The following is a 22561-nucleotide window of genomic DNA, read 5'->3' on the forward strand; positions in this document are numbered from 1 at the left end:
CCCACATCGCATATCGAATCCATTGTGACCGAATCCAGCGAATAAGCCGTTACAGAATGCTCGTGGCAAGCGTCCGCGCGCTGATCGTGCTCCGAGGCCCTGCCGGCCAACGGTCGTCTCGAGAGGCAAAATCCCGTGCCCCAAGGCCGAATTACCCGCTGCTCGCCAACGCTCCATGACGTCCCAGGATCGGCAATGCGACTGGATGTCGGACCTCGTCGGTAGAAGGCGCAAAAATTCGTCAGAACATAACGTATTACACATAATTTTAAATTTCAAGTCCTTCTTTGGTTCCGGCCATCACCGCACACTTGCCGCATTTGAGGGCGGGAGCAGCGGTGACACGGCAGCAAGGCGAGCATGAACATCTGGTCCGCGCAATCGGCAAGGCCATTGCGCGTCGGCGCAAGGCGCTCGGCCTGACCCAGGAACAGCTATCTGAGACTGCAGGTCTCGCCCAAGCGTCGCTCTCCCATATTGAACGCGGTGTCACCTCGCCCAGCATCGAGCGTCTGGCACAACTCGCGGGCATCCTCGAATGCCGCCTTTCAGACTTTCTCGGGGAGACCGGCACGGGTCCGGCCGACCGAGCCACGCGCATCCATCAGAAGCTTTCTGGACTCAGCCCGATTCAGCAGGATGCCTTGGAGCGCCTGATGGATGAGGCCATCGCTCTGGCAACAAACGCACGCCCCGCCGCCAAACGCCGCTTGCGCAAACAGAACCCCTGACTGCGCGACTGCACTGCAGTGTCCCCGAACGGCTGCGGACTGGGTCTTCTTTCTACGTGTAGCGTCAACCTGCCCCTCGCTGGCGCGCATTTCAGCATTCATGCATTCCAGGCCACGCCAGACTACTGGGCTGACCGGCCGTCCATTCGTTTTCGTCATCTCCTATCCGCGATCGCGGGAGAGTAACGCCGCAGACGCGACGTACGCTCTGCCGGATTCCGGGCCAACACGCAATATTCGCGATTGATCGTGAGATTGAATCGAATACCGTTATATCGTTAAGAACTGCAAATTAATCGCGGACGAAATTGACTTGAATTTCCCATGTCACCGGCTATGATTCGCGATTGAAGTTGCCCGCTGGAGCCCATCCAGTGTCCTTTGCAGCATCGTCGCTCTGCGACGCCTTTCGCGGTCGTGCTTCGTCCCACTGTCTGGACCGCCGCAGGTCGTTTGACCGGAAGCTTCCTTTCTTGCCCGTCTGGGGAATTGCCATTCCCCGACACGGGCCCTGGCGATTCCCCTTTTTCGTTCTGGAGAATCGTCATGAATCAGGCCGTCGAATCCCGTAAGTATTTTGATCTTCATCTGCGCGGTCTCGGGTATCTGTCCCGTGTACGTGATGTCACCACCAAAGGCAATGGTCGCAGCAAAGCCAGGCCTTTCCTCGCATGCGCCATCTCCGCGTTTCATGGCGATCCAAACATCGAGAACGGCATCGTCTATCTTCCTCTTGACCTGATCGTCTCTGGCGAGAAGGCCAGGGAGGCGGTCCGCGCCGTGATGAACGACGCCAACGATCCGGATGCGAAAGTCCTCGTGTCCTTCCGCGCCGGTGACCATTACATCCGGACCTTCGAGCGCACCGGCAACCGCGCTGGCGAAACCGGCGCCGTGCTCAAGGGGCGCCTGCTGAAGCTCTTCTGGATCAAGGTCGACGGCCAGGAGGTCTATCGCGACGAAAGCGAAGAACGCGACGACGCGGGCGCCGGAAACGATCAGGCGCCGGAGTGTGTCAACGGACAGGTGCCGTCGATAGACGGTCGTGATCAGCACGACACGGACGGCGTCGAACCCGACAGCGGTAGCAACGCGCCGGAACCACGCAAAGCTTCAGCTTCGCCTGAGCGCACTGCCCCGCGTACCAATCGCTATCCGCCACTGCGCCGTCACGGCAACGCCAATTCCCATCGAGCCGATACCAGCGCCGAGTGAACGGCAATCCCTCGTCCCCCGCCCCGCGCGGGGGTCTTCTCCCACGCATAGCTGGCATGCCGGTTTTCCCGAGCGACGCATCACGAAACGCTCTGGAAAGCCGGCACCGGCCACACTGCGCCCTGGGTTCACGGTGGCCCGACCACGCCGTGCCGTTTGTGCCGGAATGATTTCCCCGGCCCAGACACGCGCCTGGCAGATTCAACTGCCAGGCGTCATGCGTCATTCGCTTCTCATGGGCAGCCACGGCCAATGAAGGCCAATGACGCATGACGGTTTCACTGCTGGCCTGCCAGTTTGCAGGCCCGTCCGTCGCCGCGCGAGGCGACACCTTTACAGCCCACTTCCGGTGCCACTGTCTGCAAGGCTGTTCCCGCGTCACGTGACGCGGGCTGCGGAATCACCTCCTGTCAGGCCTTCGGGCCTCACCTTGTCCAACCCTCGCGGGGATGCGCTTCCCCGCCCGGGCAGCCGTTCGCCGCGTCCTTTCGGAGAACGTCATGACTCAAGCCAGCGAAACGTGCGCCATCACGGCCACCATCGTGCCTGATGAGCGCCGCATGGAAATCCTGCCGCGGTATTTCGGCAAACACATGATCCGCGGCGAGATCGCCGTCTACTCTGCAATGGAATCGCTGTGCGAGACCTACCATGGCGGATTCTGGGACTATGTCGAACTCTCGAACGGCGCGTTCTACATGGCACCTCGCCTGGAGGGCCCGCTGCCCATCACCTGCGACGGCAACGGATATTCCGGCGAAATGAGCAGCGACGCCGCAGGGATCGTTGCCAGCCTCTTCGCGTTGAATGCCATGGCGTGGTCAACCGAAGGCGCAACCTTCACCGAGCTCTATCACAGGGTGCTCGCCTTTGTGCCGTCTCACCCGGAAGCCCGCGAGATCTTCGCGGCGATCGACTGACGTCCTGCCTTTTCTCTTACACCCTGCGGAACGCAGCCCGCACGGGTGCGTCTCCGCGGCGCTCACGGAGACAATCATGTCAAGCTGTAACTGCCTCGACTCCTGGCCACCCGTCAGAAAGCCCAGCGACATCGAAATGCCTTGCTGGCCAGGTGTGCAAACGAAACACCACGCGCGAATTTCGGAGATGCTCGTGCACGCCGCGAACTGGCCCGTCGATGAAGACGGTCCGTCGCGGCAGGTTTTTCAGTGCCGTGACGGGCGCACATTGCCGCGCTTTACGAGCCAGAGCGTCGGTCTTCCAGACGGCCTTTATCTCGGACTCTTCAACGGGCGCGACGATCCACTTGGATCTGCGCTCGTCACCGGGTTTGACGGACCGCTGATCGGCCGGCTGCGTTATTGCCACACCGTCGAGGCCCGCGACCTCGAGCTGGAATTTCTCGATCCGTACGATGGGCGGCACTTCTTCCCGGACATGGGCGTCGTCGTCGGACCGGACGGCGAGGTGCCTTCCGGGAAGATCACGATGCCGATCCAGCTCATGCTCAACTCGGGGGCCATCGTCTTCGATGGCCGGTACTTCGCCGACTGGACCGTGTTCATCATCAGCTCCGTTCGTACCGCGATGGGTCGCGATCTTCGCGCGCAGCGGCGCGTGTAACCCCGGCATCGCGATCGCCGTTTTCACTTCCTTCCATCACCTGCACCGTATCAACGGTGCTTCCCTGCGGGGCATCGCCCCGCCACGGGAACGATGCCTCCTCTCACCTTGCGAGGACCATCATGGGATGGCTTTTTGGACATGGACAGACGCGTGCGCAACTCATCGCTCGCCTGACAGGCGACGAGGAGCATGACGGCGTCACTCGTCGCTGCCTTCGTCACTGCACGAGTGGCAACGTACTCTGGACCGTGTGGGAAATCGACCGCGCAGGCGTTGCGCCGATGCGTTTCATCGGCTGCGACGTGCTCGCATGGGACAAGACCTGTGCAGGCTGGGGATACAAGGATATGTGCGAGCAGATGGAACCGCTCTACTACTCCTGCCCGCTCGCCTATCTCGACATGGTCCCGCCCGCGGCGCCCGCATGGCGCGAGCAGGTTCGCGCCTGGCATGCGGCCCGCTCCCGCTCGCTCGCGCCAGGTGATGTGCTGACGCTCAGCGGGCTGTCGATAAAGGAGGCGGTCGTCGTGAGTCGACACCATCGCACGTGGATCGTCGAAAGCGGCGGCCGGCTGTTCAGGTTTCCCCCACGTCTGTTCCGACACATCGTCGAACAACGCCGCGTAGACGGGTGCGGTCCGCAACACGCGGGCTAATGCATCCATGCCGTCGGGTGATGCCTCGCGCTCCCTGGACCGCATACCGGAAGCTTGCGTCCATGCGCTTCCGGAAATGTGCGATGGCTGTTGCCTGGCCGCATCGGTCGCGCATCGCCCTGTCAGCAAAACCTGCCAGCAAGACCTGCAATGTTTTCGTTCGGCGTGCCGGATGTGCCGCTGTGCTTACCGCGCAGCGACCGTCTGCCCGCACGATCTTTCCCAACCCGCGCGGGACACCCTGCCCGCCAGGGAGGGTCCCGCCTCACTGTGTGGAGGCATCATGATTTCACTTTCCGGCACGCTTGACGTGCGCACCATCAAGGGCAGCAACGGCCCCTTCCAGGTCGGTGAGCTGACGACGTCCGTTGGCGAGTTCAAGGTCAAGGACAAGGTGCTCGAACAGTTCGAGCCCGGCGCCTACACCGGCACCTTCCTGATCGACAAGATCTATCCGCACAGCTACGTGTGGTACGGCAAGGTCACCGTCGAAATCCGCGCGAGGCTCGCCGATGTGCAGCTCGACAACGACGAACCGTTCAGCGAGACCGGGCGCGAGCCCACCTCGACGGAGCCGGACCCCGTCGACGAGGAGCGCACACCGGGTGCCACAGGCGCCGCGCATGCCGACGAAACTCCCGCGCTCGCGCAAACCGGCGACGATTCCGGCGAGCTGTATCTGCCCGACCTGTTCGGCACCGAACTGGCCGATGCGATCGTCGCCGGCGAGCCGGTCAAGCTCGATCCGACCGTCGATCGCGGCGTGTTTCGCCAGCAGCGCGACCAGCTTCGCGCATTTGGCTACACCTTCCAGGCCTCCAGCCAGACCTGGCTGAAAGCCTGATCCCATCCATCGACGGTGTGCCCCGGCCTCACAGCCGCGGCACACCCGTGACCCAAAGGAGAGTCGTATGGCCCTGATCTTTCCCCGCCTCGCCAGAAATTTCGTGAAGAACGGCTACTTTCCGACCGACGCGGTGACGCTCGCGCGCATCATGCCGGCGCTCGCGCTGGCCGATCCCGACCGCCCCTCGCGGCTGCTCGATCCCTGCTGCGGCGAAGGTGCCGCACTACGGGAGCTGAAGGCCGCGCTTGCTGCGCAGTCCACCATGCCCGATGCGGTTCGCGCATTTGGCGTCGAGTACGACCGCGAGCGTGCATGGCACGCGAAGGAAGTACTCGACACCGTCGCGCATACCGACGTCCATGACATGTTCATCGCGGCCCGCAGCATGGGGTTGCTGTTTCTGAATCCACCGTACGGTGATGTCGTTTCGGACAAGGCGCAGACAGGCGAGCGTCAGCCGGATCGTCTCGAGAAGATCTTCTACCTCAGGACGGTCCCTTGGCTCGCGTTCGGCGGCGTGCTGGTCCTGATCGTGCCGCACTACGTGATGGACCGCGAGTTCGCCACGATGATCGCCCGCAACTTCGCACACGTCGAGGTGTTCCTCGCGCCCGACCAGACGTTCAAACAGCTCGTGCTTTTCGGCGTCAAGCGCCGGGCGGATGGGATCGATACCGCACTGGCCGCGCGCCTGGCTCGCATCCATGAGGGCGAAATGCCGCCCGAGCTGCCGGAGAGCTGGACGGCCGAGCCGTATCGCATCCCTTCGACGGCCGGCGAATACGCCTTCATGTCGATACGGATCGACGCGCCGCAGCTCGACCACGAGTTGCAGCGCCTGCAACACGCCACGCTCTGGCCACAGTTCGCCACGATGTTCGCGGCGAAGGCTGTCACGCCGCGGCGTCCACTGCGTGATCTTTCCGACTGGCATCTTGCGCTCGCGCTTGCAGCCGGGCAGATCACGGGCGTCGTGACCGGCGCCGACGGTACGCGCCTGCTGATCCGCGGCGACACCATCAAGCAGAAGGAGCAGGAAGTCCAGATCGAGGAAACCGACAGGGGCGATATCCGGACCACGATCCTCATGCGGGACCGGTTCGTTCCGACGATCGCAGGCATCGACTTCACTCCCGGCCCGAACCTCGGCCGGATCGTCACGATCCGCTAGCCCGGATCACCTTCATCAACCCCGCGGGGCCACGCCCCGCAGGGACGGGTTTCCGCACTTCCAGGACACCTGTGTCATGAACAATGATACGAGCCTCACGGGGCAGACGCTGCCCGCCTTCATGGTCGGCTACAGCCTTGACCATACCCACCGCGTCGTCGTCGGCATTCGGGCCGCCAGTGCCGACGCAGCCTGCGCCATCGCCCGTGCGGCATTCGACGCCGGGACATTGTGGGACGACACGCCGGACATGCCGCTGCTCTACGACGATTACGAAGAGCTTGACGGGCAGGTGCTCAAGTTCGATGCCACGTCCGTCTCAAGCTGGCCGGTCGCGGACGTCTCGGTACGCGCACTAAAACTCCATGCCGCTGCGCATCGGCTGCTCGCGTTCGCGCGGCTCGCCGAAAGACGGTTGCCGGTCGCAGCGGCAACCGAAGCGTGGCATCCCGATGCCCTGGTGCCGATGACGGTCACCGCCCAACAGGCGCGCGAGCTGCGCGCACTGCTCGGTACGCTGGATGCCTGCTGACTGGCGAGCCCAGGCGCCAGACATCCCGACCTCCCCGTGCGTCCCTTTCAAAGGGGCGCTTTTCCCGAAAGTCCCACACGACGTTCGGGGAAAGCGTTTCCCGCTGATCTGCCGGTAGCAGATCCGCCGTCGCGCGTTACGCGGCACCTTTGGTATCACCCGCAGATTTCTTCCGGCGCCTTCGTCTGCGCGGCTGCGGCTTCGTTCGCGAAGCCCCGGAATTTTCTTCAACCCACCCGGGTCGGCACCCGGTGGGTGCGCCGGACATCCAGACTGGAGCACCCCCATGCTGTATCCCATCAAGGAACTGCAGGACATCTTCGTTGACGCCTGTGTGCGTGCACCCAATGGCGAACTCGTCTTCGTCTCCGTCTTCGGACGCGATGGCGCCGTTCAGCAACTCTATGCGTCCCTGCACCTGGGCATCCAGGAAGGCGGCATCCGGCAGCTCACGCTGCTCGATCCCGACAACGGCCAGCCAGTTGCGGCCGCCCCTATCGGTGACCCGCGGCGGCTGGACAAGTACAGCGGTCGCCTGCCAAAAGACAACCTGTTCGGCAACCTCGTCCATACCTGGATTTACGACGAGTCGCTTCTTACCCCATCGAAAGCCGCCGGCGCGGCCTGGCTCCTGGTCGATCGCGAAACGCAGGTGCACGACGACGAGTCCCTGCAGGCCCGCGTCTGGTCCCTGATCGAACAGCTCAGTCCAGTACCGCTGCTACCCCATTGGCGTACGCCGGTGCTTGACGCACTCGGCACTCAGCTCGTCAGCCATCTCGGCGACACGTCTTATGCGCCAGTCGGGCGCATCCACGCTTCGCGGGTCACGCTCCCCGACGCGTTCGCGAAGACGATTTCGGAATTCGTCAGCAGTGCCACGCTCGAGCTCGACTGACGCGCAATAGCACTCATCCAGACAGCACGAGCCGCACCTGCGGCTCTCGACATCCCCCCAACCTGCGGGAATCACGCGTCCCGCCAGGGGACCGTGCGACCCGCGTCTTATGGAGACGCATCATGGAAAATCTGCAATCCGCTGTCGTCGACAGCAGCACCACCGACGACGATCTGGTGAGCGGCGATCAATCTCGTGACGTGATTGCCCTGCCGGATTTCATATCGAACTTCGGTGCAGGACTGCTTGACGCTGTCCGCCAACGAAACCCGTCGATCTATGACGGCCAGCGCCCACAACGCTGGGATGCGCTGCTGGATGTACTTTTGCGCCAGCCGTTTCCAGCGCAACGCGAGGTCATTCACGCAATCACAACCCTGCTGACCCAGCACGCGCCAGGTGGCGTCATCAATGCAGAAATGGGCACGGGAAAGACCCTGATGGGTATCGGCGTTGCGGTCCTGCTGCATCACACCGGCTATCCGCGCACGCTCGTCATCGCGCCACCGCATCTCGTCTACAAATGGCGACGTGAAATCAAAACGACGGCACCGGGCGCACGCGTCTGGATTCTCAACGGCCCCGACACGCTGCGCAAGCTGCTTCAGCTACGTGTCATGCATTCGAAGCCGGCGGTGCCGGAATTTTTCATTCTCGGTCGCGTGCGTATGCGTATGGGCTTCGACTGGAAGCCCGCCTTTGCGCGCCGCGTCGCGACGCTTAACATGGAGACCGATGCGCTCACGCGCGTGTTTGCCTGCTGCCCCTCATGCGGCGAATTCGTTTGCGATGAAGACGGCAATCCACTGACGCCGCCCCTGGCTCGCACCGCCCTCAACGAAAAGCGTCGTGCGTGCGGTTGTGGTGAGCGGTTGTGGACCCTCGCGCCAAAAGGCCAGGGCACACGATCGATGCGCGAGCTGGTGAAGGCCGCGCTGTTGCAGATGCCGACCGTCGGCGAGAAAACTGCCGAGCGGCTGCTCTCGCGCTTCGGCGAATCGATGCTGGCCGACATGCTGCAGGACAACCTCTATGAGTTCATCAACCTGATGGACGACAGCGGCGAACTCGTGTTTTCGGACCGGCAGGCGAAGCGCATGGAGCGGGCCCTGGCCCACACTGAAATCTCGTTCGGACAGGGCGGTTACCAGGCCTCGGAATTCATCAAACGCTATCTGCCACAGGGCTACTTTGGTCTGCTCATCGCCGACGAAGGCCACGAGTATAAAAACGAAAACTCCGCCCAGGGACAGGCCATGGGGGTGCTGGCCCGCAAGGCCTCGAAAACCCTGCTGCTCACCGGCACACTGATGGGCGGCTACGCGGACGACCTCTATCACCTGCTGTATCGCCTCAACCCGGCCATGCTGATCGAGGACGGTTTCAACTACAACAGCAACGGCTCGATGGCCGCCGCAACGATGGCCTTCATGCGCGAGCATGGCGTGCTCATCGATATTCACAGGCAGGTCGATGAAGGCTCGCATCGCACGGCGAAGGGTGACCGGAAGAGCGTTTCGACGGTGAAAGGTCCCGGCTTCGGTCCCAAGGGCATCATGCGGTACGTCGTGCCGTATACCGCCTTCCTGAAGCTCTCGCAGATTGGCCAGAACGTGCTGCCGCCTTACGACGAATCGCTGCTGCCGGTTGCACTGACTGAAGAGATGGCCGCAGCCTATCGCACACTCGAATCGACGCTGACATCGGAATTGCGCGCCGCATTACGCTGTGGCGACAAAAGCCTGCTCGGCGTCGTGCTCAACGCGTTGCTCGCGTGGCCGGAATGCTGTTTCCGGCCTGAAATCGTGCGTCATCCGCGCACGAAACGGATCCTCGCCAGCGTGCCTGCATTGCTGCGCGACGACCAGCCGGGTCCAAAGGAGGAAGCGTTGCTGCGACTCGTGCGCGGCGAACTGCTCAATCGCCGGCGCACGCTGGTCTACACGACCTATACCGGTACGCGCGATACGTCGGTGCGCCTGAAGAATCTTCTCGATGCAATGGGCGTCAAGGCATCGGTTCTTCGTGCGAGCGTCCCTGCGGAAAAGCGCGAGGACTGGGTCGCCGACCAGCTCGAACGCGGTGCCGAGGTCATCATCACGAACCCGGAACTCGTCAAGACCGGACTCGATCTGCTCGAATTCCCGACCATCGCGTTTCTTCAGTCGGGCTTTAACACCTACACGCTGCAACAGGCTGCACGCCGCAGCTGGCGTATCGGTCAGACGCACGACGTCACGGTGCGATTTCTTGCTTACGAGGCCACCACGCAGATGCGGTGTCTGAAGCTGATGGCGCAGAAGATCGCCGTCTCGCAGTCCACTTCCGGCGATATGCCGGAATCCGGTCTCGACATCCTGAACCAGGGCGGGGAAAGCATCGAAGTCGCGCTCGCGCGACAACTCGTGAATCAGGAGTAGCCCGGAATGATCAGTTGGACTTCTGATCGCTGTTCAGACCGCATCCATCACATCGGATGGCGGAGCTGCCAATGCCCGCTCATTGGGTCGGCAACCCGGCTTCGCATTTTCCTGAAACCTATGGAGGTATCCACCATGATTCAGTTTCTTGCTTCGGACTTACGCCCGGTGCTCGTTGAAGCCCGCCTGCACGCCTGCCACGTCCTGCTGGTCAAGGACCACGGCGTCTACTTGATGTCGGAAAAGGGTAACGCGACAGGAAACGGCCCGCCGCGGCTCATTGCGTATGCCGTTGAATGCAATCCCGACACTGTGCCATTCGACGAATGGTGGGACCGTGCACGCGCTGAATTCGGCGGGGATGACTTCGCCGAATATTTTGATCATGACGCCGCCATCTTCGACCGTGTCATTGACGACGGATGGAATCTGGAAATCCGGGCGGACGCAAGGCAGCTCTATGTCGATGCAGTGAAGCCTGATGCATAGCTCAACTCATCCGGTCCGACGGGAGTGGTAAAGGCAGCAACGCTGCCCCTGTTCTCGAAGAACAGGGGTATTTTCTTGTCCCATCCCTACCAGGTGCCCCGCCATTACCTGCGAATGTCTAACATACAGGTTGAAAACTTCATCGAACGTCAAGGCCGGTGCAAAATGCAATCCAACCGGCCTGGCAGGTCAGCAGCGCGCGATTCGACATGTCACATTGCCAGAAGTCCCCTCGTATCGAGGGACTTCCCGTTACCGCGTGCTGCCCATGATGCGAAAAACCCGATTCCTGTCGTTGCCGCGCGCCGTGCATACACGGTCCGCGCGCGCCTCACACCTACAAAACTCACTGTTTGCAGCCTGCATGGGAATTGCCGTGGCCGTTCTGGCCTGGTATCCGGGAAACGATGCAATCACCCTGCTGGCCCTGCCGGCCGCATGGTCGAGGCTGCGCGGCCGGACAGCTGCCTTCGTGCTCTGGGTCACCTACTACCTTGCCGGCGCACGCGACATCCCGATCGTATGTGAGCGTTTCTTCACCGGCTACCACGAGCTCGCACGGCCCATGGCTCTCGTGTTCGGGTTGGCCTTCTGGCTGCTGCAGGCCATTGGGCTTGCGATGCCCTGGGCCGTGCTCAAACCCGGTTCGGCCGCATCCGGTTCCAGTCATTTATGGCGCGCGATGCTCGCCACGCTGATTGCCACGCTCCCACCTGTTGGCATCATCGGATGGTTGTCGCCGCTGCACGTGGCGAGTACCCTGTATGCGGGCTGGCGACTCGCGGGCATTGGCCTCGGAATGGCCGCCCTTTGCGCCGCTGCCACGCGGCCATGCTGGCCCAGGACATGGCTCGCATGGGCTGCGCTCGCAGGCCTGTCTGGCTGGGCACACTGGCAGGAGCCACCCCGTTCCCCGCCTGCCGGATGGCTTGCCGTCGATACGGCACTCGGTCGCTTCGACCAGTCGAGCTACCCGTCGCTCTACGAACGGACCACGCAGCTTCAGGCGATCGCCCGACACGCGTTCGCCAGCGGTGCAACCGTGGCCATTCTGCCCGAAGAGATTGCCGGCCTGTGGCGCCCGGCCATGACCTTGTGGTGGCGTGCTGATATCGAACGCATGCGCGCCGCGGGACAGACGCTGATCATCGGGACGGATCTTGTCACGTCAACCGTACCGCTCCGCTACACGGACAGTGTGGTCGTCGCTGGCTCCGGGCATGGCCGTTTCGACAGCCGGCAACCGGTACCGGTCGCCCTGTGGCGACCCGGCGCGCAAACCAGCGCAACACGAGGAAGCGTTTACCAGCCCGATCTGATGATCGGTGGCCAGCGGGTCACCTTATCGCTGTGCTACGAGGACCTGCTCTGGTGGCCTCACTGGCGAATGCTGCTCAAGCGGCCCGACGTCGTCGTCAGCATGTCAAACGGCTGGTTCGACGCCGACCTCGCACTCGCCCGCATCCAGCAACAGTCCATCGAATCCATGGCCCGCATGGCGGGTGTGCCGCTGCTGCGCGCCACGAACCGTTAGCGCAGCGGGTTATTTGCGCGCGCCGTTCACCGCATCCTTGAACGCCTTGCCAGCGGCGAATTTGACAGTCTTGCGGCGGCGATGCTGATCGTCTCGCCAGTCGAAGGATTGCGGCCGGTACGAGCAGCGCGCTTGCGCTGGCTGAACGAACCAAAGCCGACAAGCTGGACACCATCGCCTTTCACCACAGCCTTCGTGATCGCGTCAATCACCGCGTCAATGGCTTCTCCCGTGACGGCCTTGCTCGAACCCGTGGTCGACGCCACTGCATCAATCAGTTCGTGTTTGTTCAAGAAATTCTTCCTCTGTCGGTGTATCAGACTGCCTGATACGTTCCCAAAAACCGCTACATGGACGGCGGCTACCGTAATACAACCCGCGTACCGTACCCTGAAGACAACAAGCCGCGCAAGCCCTGCCTGCCAGCTCGGCAGAACCGACACGGCTAGCTGGTGACCCTGGCTTGCACATACTCACAGTCATCGACCGTCCGCGTCATCAACGAGCGGCAATCGGCGGAGTGGCACGCATCGAGCTGATCGGCACGTAGCGAGCCATTGGAACGTCGAGCGCGTGCTGTACGGCGAGTCTCGCCGGTCGATGTTCGTGCGTCTGGGCAGCGCGATCGCGCATCAGGTTATGTTCGATCCCATACGTGACGTGCCCTCCGAGTTCACGCTCAAGCCGCCTGCGTCTGCGCACCATCGCCGCCAAGGCGCGCGACATGGTGGTCACGTATCACGCTTATGTCGATGCAGGGGACGGCCCGAACCCGTTCCATGAGCCGATGAGGGAATGATTCCGGGAAAGACGGGATGACGGTGCAGGCGTAGCAGACGCCGATATCCCTCGAAGGGCAGTTGCGCATGCCGAAGGTGCGGACATGAAGGAACCTTAACCGATCAGCGTTCGTCATCGTCACGCTCCTTCGCTGCAGCGACGACGATGACGACGCCGGCGGCCAGCATCATCACCGCGGACATGCCGCGGCTTAGGCACTAATCGCGAGCTTGCGATTTGCGCCTTGGCAAGGAGGCCGCAAGGTCCAACCGGGCCAGAGCGCCGGCACGCTCTGCGGGGAACGTCTGCAGTGACTCAAACAGAAACCTGATGCTGCACGCGGGCGTGCCAGTGGGTCTTGGCGCCAGCGAGTCGTCTCGTCGTGCTGCCTTCCCGTCGGCGCAGTCGCTCGCGAGCAGACAGATGCGCTCCAGCAGTCCGCCACGGCGGCATCGGATCTCCACCATCACCGGAGCCATGCAACCTTCACCGTAGCGACCATCGCGCGAGACCTGGACGAGCCATCCGTGAAACCGCGCAAGGTATGGCCCACGGTGTGCAACGGCCACGCCTTCACACGCCAGCGCCCGCAACATCCGGTGCTCCTCGAGGTCCGGCATGACCGTACAGGTGATATCCATCATTTCCATGTCCTCCTGCGCCATACCGACGCACCGATGTCATACGCGGCGAACGCACGGCAAACGGTGCCGGCCCATGACATCGATGACGGCGCGAACTACTGGGTCGCGGCCCCCGCCGAGCGGCGCGAACGCCGGCTGCCAGACTGGCCGGAGGACGCCATGCCGGAATCCGGGTTGTCCGACGGCGACCTCGGTTCGGCACCCGGCGCGGACGGCGCCGATTCGCCACCGGCCGGACCCGCTGGCCAGCCCTCACCGCGATCACCACCCTGGCCGTCTTCCTGCCCGTCATGCTCCTCCTGCTCATTCTGCGAAGGCCCACCGGAACCATCACCCTCGCGCATCTGGCGTGGGCGGTACACCACCTGGTCGATGCGAACGAGATTCAGGGAGATAGACTCCGCGTCGATATGAGCGCCGGCGTCCGCCTCATTGTCGCGGTTGACCCAGGGGCTCACGTAGAAGTCGCCGCGCACGACGACGCTGGCACCCGTGCGGACGTGCTGCAGCACGCGCTCGGTGAGACGCTCGTTCCAGATGGTCACGTCGACCGGAAAGGTTCGTTCTTCGCGCTGCTTCAGCGTGCCGTCCTCAAGCCGCCGGTAACTGGCGGACATGACGCGCAGTTCAACAATGCGCCGTGCGCCGCCGGCGGTAGTAACCTGTTTCATCGTCGGCACCGCCAGCACGTTGCCGACCAGTTCTGCATAGATGCCCATTGCTCACTCCGTTCATCAAGGGATTGCCCCGGTGAGTCGAACGCGCTGTGCACTGCCTTGCCTCCGTGTTCGGCCGCTCTGCGTCAGCCCTGCAATCCAATCGCACCGCACCGAGTCTCCGCGCTTGCGTCAACTGTCGTCGGTCCGCCGAACCTTCACCGTGCCGTGCTCCAGGTACATGGCGAGTTGGCTCGCCGCATAGCGAAACACCGACTCCAGCGCGTTGAGCTCTTTTGCGCGCGCATTGCATTCCTGCAGATACGTGCGCAGGGGCGCCGGCACGCGATTGAAACAGCCCTTGACGCGCGGCCAGGAAACGGCATGAGGCTCGCCGCGGACGAACCAGTCGAGCCGATGACGAATCGCCCCGCTCGCCAGTGCAATGCGCACGCAGCGAAGCGACACATCGATCCCGGTAGTCGCGCTATCCAAGGCGAGCGTCTGCATTTCGGTCACGGTCTCGTCGAGCCAGTGCTCATACGACCGTAGCAGCACGCGTATGCCAGCGTCTCCCGCGATCCTCGATACGGGTAGCGCTGTCACCGGTCCAGCCGTGCCGGCTCCCTTACCCTTAAAGGCCTTTGAACGTCGATCCAGATATGAAGATCGGTCAGTCATTGCCGCAGCCCTCACTGGACCAATGCGGCTGCCGCAGCTTCCGGGACCGCGCCGTCCCCGGACAGCGGCACACTATCCAGCAGCCGCAGCTCCGCGTCGGACAGGCGGCTCACGCGCCGCCGGCTGTGGCGCGGTTCACGTGTGCCGGCAAAGACGTCCCGCGGCAATGCACCGAGCAGCGCGCGGGCTGCTTCAATGCGCTGGCGTGCGGCAGCATCCGCGTTCGGCAGGAAGTCGACCCGCGAAAGCGGCAGCAGTTCGGCGCGAGTGAGGACCCGCTGGCAGTGCACCGCGAAATGGAACACGGACAGGCAACGATGCTTCGCGGAACCGATGCGCCGAAAGCCGTCTGTCGACGAAAGCAGGTCACGCAGCACCGCGGAACGCACGAGGCGCACCAGGTAATCTAGCTCGACGAGCAGCATCACGATCATGTAGCCGTACGGCGAGCCGAACCCGAGTGAAACCTGCGCTGGTTCGCGCGATTGCAGCACGGAGTACTCGAGACCTTTCTCGCGTGCGGCATCCAGCAGCTGACGGGCGTGCTGCTGCTCGAGTTCGTTCGCGCGCCGGATACCGGCGATGCGATCCGCGATCTCGATGAGCTTCCAGTCCGCATAAGGGTTGTCGTTGCCCGAGAGCGACCACAACGCACGCAGCGCCGCCGCGACACGCCGCCCGCCCGCCATGGGGCGGTGTTGAGGCGCCTGCTCGCCCGGCACGACGGAGCGGCCAAGAAATAGCCGCATGGCGTCGCGCGTGTGCAGCCGCATGCGGTCCGCGCCATCGCTACCCAGTTGTCCAATGCGGCTGATTTCCTGTGCCTCATGCGGACGCACGAGCGGATCGCTGCCCTGTCGCAGCGAGTGCGCCTCGCGCATATGATTCAGCGCTTCCTCGCGTTCGAGCAACAGCTGATAGCGTCCGAACAGTGGATCGGCCGGATCCGGATCACCGTCGGCGATCAGGTGCGCGAGGATAGCGCGTTCCGTATCGAGGTCATAACCGTCGGCAAACGGCGACGCCAGGGAGCGCGAAAAAGCGTCGACGGACTGATCGATCGCGGTGGACGATGTAGCAATCTGAACGGTGGACGAACCGGCGAATGATGTGCCCATGAGAGGCTCCTTGAAGAAGGCATTCCGTAGACAGTGAGGGGACCGCGAGCGCTGTTACCCCGGGTAACACGCAACCATGTGGTCGGGACCAGCTAACTGCTGTTACCCGGGGTAACAGCAGCGCGCAATACGCGCACGGGCAGGTCTGCGGGCGTGCTTCGTGGGGGCGATGGAGCCGGTCACGCATGAGCGCGCTCCTGACTGGCCGCCCCGCGTGCCGAATGACGCGCAGGCCGATGTGCGATCCGTTCGCGCAGGGCATCGCGGATCGCCGTCAAATGCCGGCGGGCCGTCTCAGGCGTCGACGGGCCCGGATCCGTCGCACCACCTGAGAGCGCTGACCTAGCGCTCCCGCTCTCACCCTGGATCGCCCGCCTGCGTGCCGCGCGTTCGAGGTGCGCTTTGGTAGGGATGAACGCGCCGGCGACGTAGCGACGCACGAGCCCTGCGATGTACGCGACGGGCAACTGCACTGGCTGGTGCCGGTGGCCTGCCGCCATCTCGTCAAGCAGCATCTGCCGGTCCGCAGCAGGAATCCGTGCGAGATGCGAGGCAATCAGCGTGCGGTCGTTCGCGGCCACCACTTCTGGCCAGACCAGCGCGCCGACGTCATTTGAACCGGATATGTGCAATACCGGCGAGGCACGAGAATCGGCACCACAGTCGATCCCCGCCACAACGGGGGCCGGCGTCTCGCCGGTCGAGATCGCTGGGCCTGCGGTCGTTGTAGTCCGGTATGTAATCCCTTGGTATACGCGCGCGTCTGGAACGCGCGTTTCCCGCCATCGGTAGTGGATCAAACCTGCCAACTGCAGCGTCACCGCGGGCGGATCCACATGCAGCCGGAGACTTCCGGTTGGCGACTTCGGGCGCGCCGCCGCGCAGGCAAGCAGGTGTGGCGCATGAACTTCAATGGCGAACGGCCGGCTGTTACTCGGGGTAACAGCTTCTGGCAGCGCTGCAGCTGCAAGCCCGCTCTCTTCATGCACAGTCTGCGCGAGGAGGCGCCTGCGTGTCGCGAGCCGCTCGCGCATATCGCCGCGCGATAGCAACCGTTCAAGCTGGCGCTTGAGTTCGCCCGCATTAACCTGTGTGAAAACACGCCGGCCGGTGCTCTGGCGCGTGAACTCTCGGATCAGCCCCTGCCTCACGAGCCGTGCTCGGGCGTTCTCCAGCTGACGCCTGTTCAGTCCCAGCGTGCGTTGCCAGTCGCACGCCGTGTGCGTGAACCAGGTGCATTGCCGATCGGCCTCGCGGCGCTGTAACTGCACCATGCGCGAGAGCAGCAGCGCGGCATTCACGCTGCTGACGAGATCAACAAAGATGCGTCGGTACGCGACAGTCGGACCCAGCAACAGGTCGCCAGAGAACGGGTCCGCCCGCATGGCTTCGATTGATGCAGGAAGCTCCACGGCCATTGGACAGGTCGAGCGCACGGCGGTCGAGATGGCTTCCACTTCCAGCCGGTAATGCATGCGCGCAGGCTGACCGCCCCTCCATTCGCTCACCAGATTCAGATTCCGCAAGCGCCGCCGCGCGTTTTCCTGTTCCTCGCGCGACAGCCCCGTCTCAAGCAGCCAGTGCTCGCGCGTCTTGTGGATCCAACCGCCGTTGGCCTCGACGTCGCGTCCGCGTCGGCTCCAGTAGACGAGCTGCGAGAGTAGCAGCGCCTGCTTCGGATGTCCTGTAATGCGGGCCATGCGTGTACCAAAAGCGATGGGCCGGTGCGGTCTCAGTAGCGGCCACATCCTCTCGAACTCGATAATATAGGGATGGCAGCCGGGCATCATGATTCGATCTCCTCGGGCCGCTCGGGGTGCTCAGCCTGTTGCGTCTGCGCCGGACGGTCGGCACGTGCGGGCGGCCAGACAATATGGGCCGTGCGCTCCCGGGCCTTGCGCTGGAGTAGCGCGACGACGGCCGGCCACAGGATTCGAAACTCATCCGTCGCCAGCATCTTTCTGCGGCGATGCGCGATCAGGCCTTTTGACCGAAGCACTCGCCGTGCGGCGCGCTGCTGCGGCTCAGTGAGCGCCAGTCGTCGCTCGAACTCATTGGGGGCGATCCGTAGCCAGACCTGCTGGCGTCCCGTCTCGCTCTCGACCGTCGACAGTTCGGTAAGCATGGCAGCCGCGGCGAGGTCGCTGCAGATTTCCACGAAACAGCGGTCGATGGTGATCGGCACGTCGAGCATCGAGAGGACCATTTCGGCTTCGGCGGGCGGCAGTCCGGGAGAGTCGTCCCAGGTCTTGCCGGGCAGCAGGTTGCCCTGCGGATCAAGTCGCATGTCGTACATGGTCAGACTCCTGGTGAGAAGAAGATGGAGCAAGGGCCTCGGTGTCCGCGTCGAGTGCCGCAAAAAGCGTCGCGAGTGACCATTGCCCGTCACACTGCTCATGCACCGCCAGATAGCGTTCGCGCAGGTCGCCGATGCCTTGGAGACTGACCCACGCCTCGAACAGCGCATTCATGTCGGAGCGCGACAGCGCGCGCGGCTTCGTCGGCGCAGCGACATGCAGTTCGGCGCGCAAATGCGCGATCGTTGCGCGCGTGGCTGTGCGAAAAAACCTGCGGATCATTGGGATACTGGCCTGCCGCGCCACAAAGGCGCGCAACAGATCCTGATCGCGCCACTGCCGCTGGATGAGTTCGCAGCGACGCTGCAACGCACCGGTGTCGACAAAGACATGCAGTGCACCTGCGCTCAGCAGATCGCGCACAAGGGCGCCCGAGCGGGCGTCGCCGAGCACGCGCCGGATTCCGTCCGGCAACCGGTCTGTCACCGATGTCCGATGCGGTGACGCTGTTTCACATGAAACTTCGTTATCCTCAGTTCCAGCAATGACGTATCGACCTGTCACGCCAGCACACGCAATCAGCTCAAGCAGCACGAAACGCTCGATCGCTTCGCTCTCAAGCCGAAGGAAGGCAATATCCATCACGCCCCTCCCCGCTGAAGCCGCTCGTCGGCACCTGGCTCGGGCCAGCGCGCAGGCGCAAAGCGTTCGGGGTACGCGGCACGGAACGCGCGCGCCGCGCGAATGACCTCCGCCCACCACTGACCAATCGGGTGATCCGGATTGAGCATCACGTCGAACATCACGTCCATTCGGTCGGCGAGCAATGGCTCGCCGACGCTCGCGTCACAGGTGTGGTTCCACGTCTCTTCGTCGCGAGCCATGTGTGCGAAACGGCTGTCGGCCGGCACGCGTGTGACGCCGGTGGCAGTGTTTTGCCGCGACAGGGCCACAAGCCACCACCAGCCGAGATACCGGTTAAGCACCTCTTCGTCGTGCTGCGCATCGGCTTGGGGCGACGAGCCGGATGAGAAACCGGGCGAGAAGCGCGGTCTGCCCGCCGGCGGAGGCTCGACCATGAATCCGTAAGGCAATGCGGGGGCATCGCGCACGCAGCCATCGAGACCGCAGCTCCGCGTGAAAGCCACCACCGCCTCGCGGAAAAACTCGTCCTGCTGCGAAGGCGATGCCGCGTGCTGCCTACTGTCCCGTTGCACGTCGTCGGCCATCACGATGGACGCGTCATCCCGTGCCCGTTCCCGGCCACCCGTCGATGCGCGAGACGCGCCCGGTGATACTCCAACAAGGGTCGGACGTGGAACGGTCTCGTCCGCGGCCGGCACCGTGCGCGGATGTTTGCCGGCACCCTCGCCTGACGGCTCCGAAGGACCTGCGGTTGTCGATGCACGATCCGCTTCGACAACGGACGTCACCGATGAAGTTTCGCGTCGTTCGAGCGGTATGCCACCGACTTCACGTAGTGCATCGCCAGCGACATCCGGCACGCGCTGTAGCAGAAGACACATCCGTTCGAACGCATCGCGGGGCACGCCGAGCTCACCTGAAAGACGTTGTCTCAATCCGTCAATCAGCTGCGCGGCATCGAACGGCGCGGGCTGCGCCAGCGCATCGGCCGCGTCCGGGTTATCCGGATGACAGTGAGTGGCGATGCGTGCCAGTTGCGGATCGATCACCCGCGTCTGCATCCAGCGATCGTCGAAGCCGAGGCGTCTCGCGAGGCGCAGCAGCATGCCGATGCCGGGCTGAATCACATCGACGAGCGCTCGCCGGCTCAGGTACACCGTGGCGGGTCCCAGTTCGGACAGACGATCCACCGCGAACTGGAAGAGCGATAGCAGCACGTGGCTCACCGGTGCCCCTTCCTGTTCGAGCAGCCGCGAGAACTCACGCAGCGACAGCGCTTCGCCCCGCTCGGACTCCAGGTCGGCCTTAAGCGCGAGGTAGCCGTTGGCCTTGTCCCAGAAGCAGAGGTCCGCACGCTGGTCGTTCTCGCGCAGGTGTGCCGCCAGCAGCTTCGCCTCGCCGGGATACGGCACGTAGACGAAGTCGTAGTAGAGAAAGCGTTCGTCGCGCGTTTCATCGTAAAGAGCCGTCGCCGCGATGACGCGCGAGTTGCCGCCCTTCGCGACCACGTAGCGCGTCTCCGTGGGACGGCGCGTCACGGTCACGATCTGCTCGATGCCGTTCGCGCGGATCGACTCCTTGAGTTCAATAAGGCGATCGTGCGACGCGCGGCGTGGATTGCGCTCGTAGACCATCACATCGAGGATCCGGAGCCGGATCACCGAGCTAAGCTGCGGTTCGGGCGTCTGTGCTACGGGTGGTAATACATCCAGTCGCCGCGCGGCAATCGCTTCGCGCGCCCTGCTGAGTGGCTTTCCCAAGGCGCTCATGCAACCGCCCCCCGCCCGATGTCAGAGGTCCTGATGTCGGCGGTCGTATGTCGCGAAGCCCCGGCATAAACGTTCGCGAGCGACGGGAACAGTTCCCATGCGAGACGGTGCATCACATTCCATGCGGAATTGTCGAACCGCCGGCGACGATCAAAGTCATGCACGGGAACGCGAGCGGTTGCAGCAGCCGCGTACGCAGCGGCTGACGGGATCACGGTGTCAAGCACCCTCACCTTCGCGTGTCCGGCAAACCGCTGCCGCAGCACGGCGGCAAGCGCGCGCGCGTTGGTGGTGCGTTCATGCGCATTGATGAGCGCGAGCAGGTCGCCGGAGCGGAACAATTCGCCGAAGTCGGCGAGCCGGTTCAGCTCATCGAGCATCGCAATTGTGCCCATAGCAAATTCGCTTGCGCTCAATGCGTCAGGCTTCACTGGCGACACCATGACGTCAGCCGCCATCGCCGCGGACTTCTGCAGTTCGCCGACTGCACCCTGCGTATCGATCAGTACCACGTCATAGGACTCGACGAGCGGACTGCGCATCGCGCGGCGCAGGATCATCAGGCGATCTTCGCGGCGGTTGAGCCAGTCCTGCAGGGCTGCATCAGGCGTATCGGAATAGACGAGATCGAGGTTCGAGAAGATCGTGCGACTGATGCAGTCGGCCGACGGATTGCCGCCTGATGTCACAACGGCGCTCAGGCCCTGCGGTGAACGGTAATGGACGGGAAAGAACCTGCTTAGACTCGGCTGGACATCTGCATCAATCGCGAGCACCTTCAGGCCGAAGGCTGCGAGCAGGCCGCCCAGATTGGCGGCAACGGTCGTCTTACCGACGCCGCCTTTGGTGGAGACGAAGGAGATAACAACCGGCACGGTGGGATATCCAGTACAGCGTCATTGCTTAAGTGGAAATTCAGTGAATAAAACAGAATTTGCGTAGCTACGTCGGATCGTGAGCTGGCCCATATGGATCAGGACCGGCACCCTCAGTGGCGCCCCCGCCGGCCTCGTTTCCGCCGGAGTGCATCAGTTGTGAGGCGATCCACTTTTCATACTCGTCGATGGGAAAAAGACGACGGCGCCCCACGCGGATCGACGGCGGCATTGGCAGCCCGAGCGTCAAACGGTTGCGGGCAGTGGCCGGCGCAATATGCAGCTCGCGCGCGATCTCTTCCAGCGTGTAGAACCGCCTGCTCGTCACCTGTTCTCCTCGATGCGCCCATAGCGCCTGTCCACTGACGACTCGTGTTGTCCAGGCACGTCCAAGCTTGTCCATTACTCAAACGTTCCTATAATCGAAGCACAAAATCACTCTAGGAATACGGAGAATACATGTCAAGCACTTCGGATCATGCGGACTATCGTCAGCGCCTCGCGCAGGTGCGAGAACATCTCGATCTCTCGCAGGAAAAGATGGCTCGACAGCTAGGACTATCGCTGCGTGCCTATGCGAATTACGAGCGTGGCGAGCGTGCGGTCCCGCTCGAGCTGCTGCGCGCACTGTACAAGCAGTTTTCGGTAGATCCGGTCTGGCTGATGACCAGCGAAGGCAACATGATCCTGGACCGCGATGTGCGGTATCGCCTCGACCAGAAGACGCTCGATGGTGTGCTCGTCGTCGTCGAGCGGATCGAGCAACGACTTGAAGCGCCACTCGACGCGAAGAAAAAAGCGCGACTGATTGGCCTGCTTTACGAGCAGTGCCAGTTGCTCGGCGCGAGCGCCGAGCATATCTTGAAGGACTCGCGCATCAGTCGCCTGACCCGCTGATTGCGCTCATGTCAGCGACGAGAACAATTTTGCAATCTTGCCCCCGATCAAGGGCCCAACATTACTCTTCCAACATAACGCTTTTTGACGCGCGCGTGAAAACGCCTGCGATATCGCTA

At 63.2% G+C, this 22561-nt stretch carries 24 protein-coding genes and 1 pseudogene; 13 read left to right on the top strand and 12 right to left on the bottom strand.

Features of this window, described 5'->3' with window-relative positions:
- The first annotated feature begins 338 nt into the window (after window positions 1-338).
- The 12 genes from SB772_RS01515 (at window position 339) to SB772_RS01570 (ending at window position 12080) form a co-directional block, all read left to right on the top strand.
- Entirely contained in the window at window positions 339-731 is a 393-nt protein-coding gene (locus SB772_RS01515; protein WP_410831514.1) for a helix-turn-helix domain-containing protein, read from the top strand.
- Window positions 732-1277: 546 nt separating this feature from the next.
- Complete coding sequence (locus SB772_RS01520; protein ID WP_410831515.1) at window positions 1278-1946, top strand: DUF3577 domain-containing protein; 669 nt, start codon at window positions 1278-1280, stop codon at window positions 1944-1946.
- 500 nt (window positions 1947-2446) lie between these two features.
- The gene (locus SB772_RS01525) at window positions 2447-2866 is read left to right on the top strand and encodes an antirestriction protein (RefSeq protein WP_410831516.1); all 420 of its coding nucleotides are present in this window, start codon (window positions 2447-2449) and stop codon (window positions 2864-2866) included.
- A gap of 187 nt (window positions 2867-3053) precedes the next feature.
- Window positions 3054-3530, top strand: coding sequence for a hypothetical protein (locus tag SB772_RS01530; RefSeq protein ID WP_410831517.1), 477 nt, complete (start codon window positions 3054-3056; stop codon window positions 3528-3530).
- A gap of 122 nt (window positions 3531-3652) precedes the next feature.
- Window positions 3653-4189 (top strand): hypothetical protein, encoded by a 537-nt coding sequence (locus SB772_RS01535; protein ID WP_410831518.1) that lies wholly within the window; start codon window positions 3653-3655, stop codon window positions 4187-4189.
- Between the two features lie 283 nt (window positions 4190-4472).
- Entirely contained in the window at window positions 4473-5033 is a 561-nt protein-coding gene (locus tag SB772_RS01540; protein ID WP_410831519.1) for a DUF3275 family protein, read from the top strand.
- A 67-nt stretch (window positions 5034-5100) separates the two neighbouring features.
- A complete protein-coding gene (locus SB772_RS01545) occupies window positions 5101-6207 on the top strand; it encodes a DUF6094 domain-containing protein (protein WP_410831520.1) in 1107 nt (368 codons plus the stop codon).
- 76 nt (window positions 6208-6283) lie between these two features.
- Window positions 6284-6739 carry a hypothetical protein gene (locus SB772_RS01550; protein WP_410831521.1) on the top strand — a complete coding sequence of 152 codons (456 nt, stop codon included), beginning with the start codon at window positions 6284-6286 and terminating at the stop codon, window positions 6737-6739.
- 286 nt (window positions 6740-7025) lie between these two features.
- A complete protein-coding gene (locus SB772_RS01555; protein ID WP_410831522.1) occupies window positions 7026-7637 on the top strand; it encodes a hypothetical protein in 612 nt (203 codons plus the stop codon).
- A gap of 122 nt (window positions 7638-7759) precedes the next feature.
- Entirely contained in the window at window positions 7760-10057 is a 2298-nt protein-coding gene (locus tag SB772_RS01560; RefSeq protein ID WP_410831523.1) for an SNF2-related protein, read from the top strand.
- Between the two features lie 135 nt (window positions 10058-10192).
- Window positions 10193-10546, top strand: coding sequence for a DUF3085 domain-containing protein (locus SB772_RS01565; protein WP_410831524.1), 354 nt, complete (start codon window positions 10193-10195; stop codon window positions 10544-10546).
- A 268-nt stretch (window positions 10547-10814) separates the two neighbouring features.
- Window positions 10815-12080, top strand: coding sequence for a conjugal transfer protein TraB (locus tag SB772_RS01570; RefSeq protein ID WP_410831525.1), 1266 nt, complete (start codon window positions 10815-10817; stop codon window positions 12078-12080).
- Window positions 12081-12089: 9 nt separating this feature from the next.
- Here SB772_RS01570 and SB772_RS01575 read toward each other — a convergent pair.
- From SB772_RS01575 to SB772_RS01630, 12 genes and pseudogenes are all read right to left on the bottom strand, one after another.
- A pseudogene (locus SB772_RS01575) lies at window positions 12090-12373 on the bottom strand (HU family DNA-binding protein).
- 205 nt (window positions 12374-12578) lie between these two features.
- The gene (locus SB772_RS01580) at window positions 12579-12806 is read right to left on the bottom strand and encodes a hypothetical protein (RefSeq protein ID WP_410831526.1); all 228 of its coding nucleotides are present in this window, start codon (window positions 12804-12806) and stop codon (window positions 12579-12581) included.
- A gap of 272 nt (window positions 12807-13078) precedes the next feature.
- Window positions 13079-13510 carry a hypothetical protein gene (locus SB772_RS01585; RefSeq protein WP_410831527.1) on the bottom strand — a complete coding sequence of 144 codons (432 nt, stop codon included), beginning with the start codon at window positions 13508-13510 and terminating at the stop codon, window positions 13079-13081.
- A gap of 89 nt (window positions 13511-13599) precedes the next feature.
- On the bottom strand, window positions 13600-14223 hold the full coding sequence (locus tag SB772_RS01590; protein ID WP_410831528.1) for a single-stranded DNA-binding protein: 624 nt from the start codon (window positions 14221-14223) through the stop codon (window positions 13600-13602).
- Between the two features lie 129 nt (window positions 14224-14352).
- A complete protein-coding gene (locus SB772_RS01595) occupies window positions 14353-14718 on the bottom strand; it encodes a hypothetical protein (RefSeq protein WP_410831529.1) in 366 nt (121 codons plus the stop codon).
- A 134-nt stretch (window positions 14719-14852) separates the two neighbouring features.
- Window positions 14853-15959 (bottom strand): PFL_4669 family integrating conjugative element protein, encoded by a 1107-nt coding sequence (locus SB772_RS01600; protein ID WP_410831530.1) that lies wholly within the window; start codon window positions 15957-15959, stop codon window positions 14853-14855.
- 179 nt (window positions 15960-16138) lie between these two features.
- Window positions 16139-17749, bottom strand: coding sequence for a hypothetical protein (locus tag SB772_RS01605; protein WP_410831531.1), 1611 nt, complete (start codon window positions 17747-17749; stop codon window positions 16139-16141).
- Window positions 17746-18255 carry a hypothetical protein gene (locus SB772_RS01610; protein WP_410831532.1) on the bottom strand — a complete coding sequence of 170 codons (510 nt, stop codon included), beginning with the start codon at window positions 18253-18255 and terminating at the stop codon, window positions 17746-17748. Before SB772_RS01610 ends, SB772_RS01605 begins: the two co-directional genes overlap by 4 nt.
- The gene (locus SB772_RS01615; RefSeq protein WP_410831533.1) at window positions 18236-18709 is read right to left on the bottom strand and encodes a hypothetical protein; all 474 of its coding nucleotides are present in this window, start codon (window positions 18707-18709) and stop codon (window positions 18236-18238) included. Before SB772_RS01615 ends, SB772_RS01610 begins: the two co-directional genes overlap by 20 nt.
- 188 nt (window positions 18710-18897) lie before the next feature.
- The gene (locus SB772_RS01620; protein WP_410831534.1) at window positions 18898-20670 is read right to left on the bottom strand and encodes a chromosome partitioning protein ParB; all 1773 of its coding nucleotides are present in this window, start codon (window positions 20668-20670) and stop codon (window positions 18898-18900) included.
- Window positions 20667-21545, bottom strand: a complete 879-nt coding sequence (locus tag SB772_RS01625) for a ParA family protein (RefSeq protein ID WP_410831535.1) — start codon at window positions 21543-21545, stop codon at window positions 20667-20669. Before SB772_RS01625 ends, SB772_RS01620 begins: the two co-directional genes overlap by 4 nt.
- A gap of 67 nt (window positions 21546-21612) precedes the next feature.
- Window positions 21613-21948 (bottom strand): DNA-binding protein, encoded by a 336-nt coding sequence (locus SB772_RS01630; protein WP_410831536.1) that lies wholly within the window; start codon window positions 21946-21948, stop codon window positions 21613-21615.
- A gap of 56 nt (window positions 21949-22004) precedes the next feature.
- On the opposite strand from SB772_RS01630, the gene SB772_RS01635 reads away from it, so the two are divergent.
- Window positions 22005-22442: a helix-turn-helix domain-containing protein gene (locus tag SB772_RS01635; protein WP_410831537.1), complete on the top strand. Its 438-nt coding sequence runs from the start codon at window positions 22005-22007 to the stop codon at window positions 22440-22442.
- Window positions 22443-22561: the final 119 nt, after the last annotated feature.

It is taken from the genome of Paraburkholderia sp. SIMBA_030 (assembly GCF_046535245.1).
Classification (GTDB): Bacteria; Pseudomonadota; Gammaproteobacteria; order Burkholderiales; family Burkholderiaceae; genus Paraburkholderia.

Excerpts from the sequence above, each read along its gene's own strand:
- SB772_RS01520 (WP_410831515.1), top strand. The coding sequence starts at position 1,278 with ATGAATCAGGCCGTCGAATCCCGTAAGTATTTTGATCTTCATCTGCGC.
- SB772_RS01525 (WP_410831516.1), top strand. The coding sequence starts at position 2,447 with ATGACTCAAGCCAGCGAAACGTGCGCCATCACGGCCACCATCGTGCCT.
- SB772_RS01530 (WP_410831517.1), top strand. The coding sequence starts at position 3,054 with ATGCTCGTGCACGCCGCGAACTGGCCCGTCGATGAAGACGGTCCGTCG.
- SB772_RS01535 (WP_410831518.1), top strand. The coding sequence starts at position 3,653 with ATGGGATGGCTTTTTGGACATGGACAGACGCGTGCGCAACTCATCGCT.
- SB772_RS01540 (WP_410831519.1), top strand. The coding sequence starts at position 4,473 with ATGATTTCACTTTCCGGCACGCTTGACGTGCGCACCATCAAGGGCAGC.
- SB772_RS01545 (WP_410831520.1), top strand. The coding sequence starts at position 5,101 with ATGGCCCTGATCTTTCCCCGCCTCGCCAGAAATTTCGTGAAGAACGGC.
- SB772_RS01550 (WP_410831521.1), top strand. The coding sequence starts at position 6,284 with ATGAACAATGATACGAGCCTCACGGGGCAGACGCTGCCCGCCTTCATG.
- SB772_RS01555 (WP_410831522.1), top strand. The coding sequence starts at position 7,026 with ATGCTGTATCCCATCAAGGAACTGCAGGACATCTTCGTTGACGCCTGT.
- SB772_RS01560 (WP_410831523.1), top strand. The coding sequence starts at position 7,760 with ATGGAAAATCTGCAATCCGCTGTCGTCGACAGCAGCACCACCGACGAC.
- SB772_RS01565 (WP_410831524.1), top strand. The coding sequence starts at position 10,193 with ATGATTCAGTTTCTTGCTTCGGACTTACGCCCGGTGCTCGTTGAAGCC.
- SB772_RS01570 (WP_410831525.1), top strand. The coding sequence starts at position 10,815 with ATGATGCGAAAAACCCGATTCCTGTCGTTGCCGCGCGCCGTGCATACA.
- SB772_RS01580 (WP_410831526.1), bottom strand. The coding sequence starts at position 12,806 with ATGTCGCGCGCCTTGGCGGCGATGGTGCGCAGACGCAGGCGGCTTGAG.
- SB772_RS01585 (WP_410831527.1), bottom strand. The coding sequence starts at position 13,510 with ATGGAAATGATGGATATCACCTGTACGGTCATGCCGGACCTCGAGGAG.
- SB772_RS01590 (WP_410831528.1), bottom strand. The coding sequence starts at position 14,223 with ATGGGCATCTATGCAGAACTGGTCGGCAACGTGCTGGCGGTGCCGACG.
- SB772_RS01600 (WP_410831530.1), bottom strand. The coding sequence starts at position 15,959 with ATGGGCACATCATTCGCCGGTTCGTCCACCGTTCAGATTGCTACATCG.
- SB772_RS01605 (WP_410831531.1), bottom strand. The coding sequence starts at position 17,749 with ATGATGCCCGGCTGCCATCCCTATATTATCGAGTTCGAGAGGATGTGG.
- SB772_RS01610 (WP_410831532.1), bottom strand. The coding sequence starts at position 18,255 with ATGTACGACATGCGACTTGATCCGCAGGGCAACCTGCTGCCCGGCAAG.
- SB772_RS01620 (WP_410831534.1), bottom strand. The coding sequence starts at position 20,670 with ATGAGCGCCTTGGGAAAGCCACTCAGCAGGGCGCGCGAAGCGATTGCC.
- SB772_RS01630 (WP_410831536.1), bottom strand. The coding sequence starts at position 21,948 with ATGGACAAGCTTGGACGTGCCTGGACAACACGAGTCGTCAGTGGACAG.
- SB772_RS01635 (WP_410831537.1), top strand. The coding sequence starts at position 22,005 with ATGTCAAGCACTTCGGATCATGCGGACTATCGTCAGCGCCTCGCGCAG.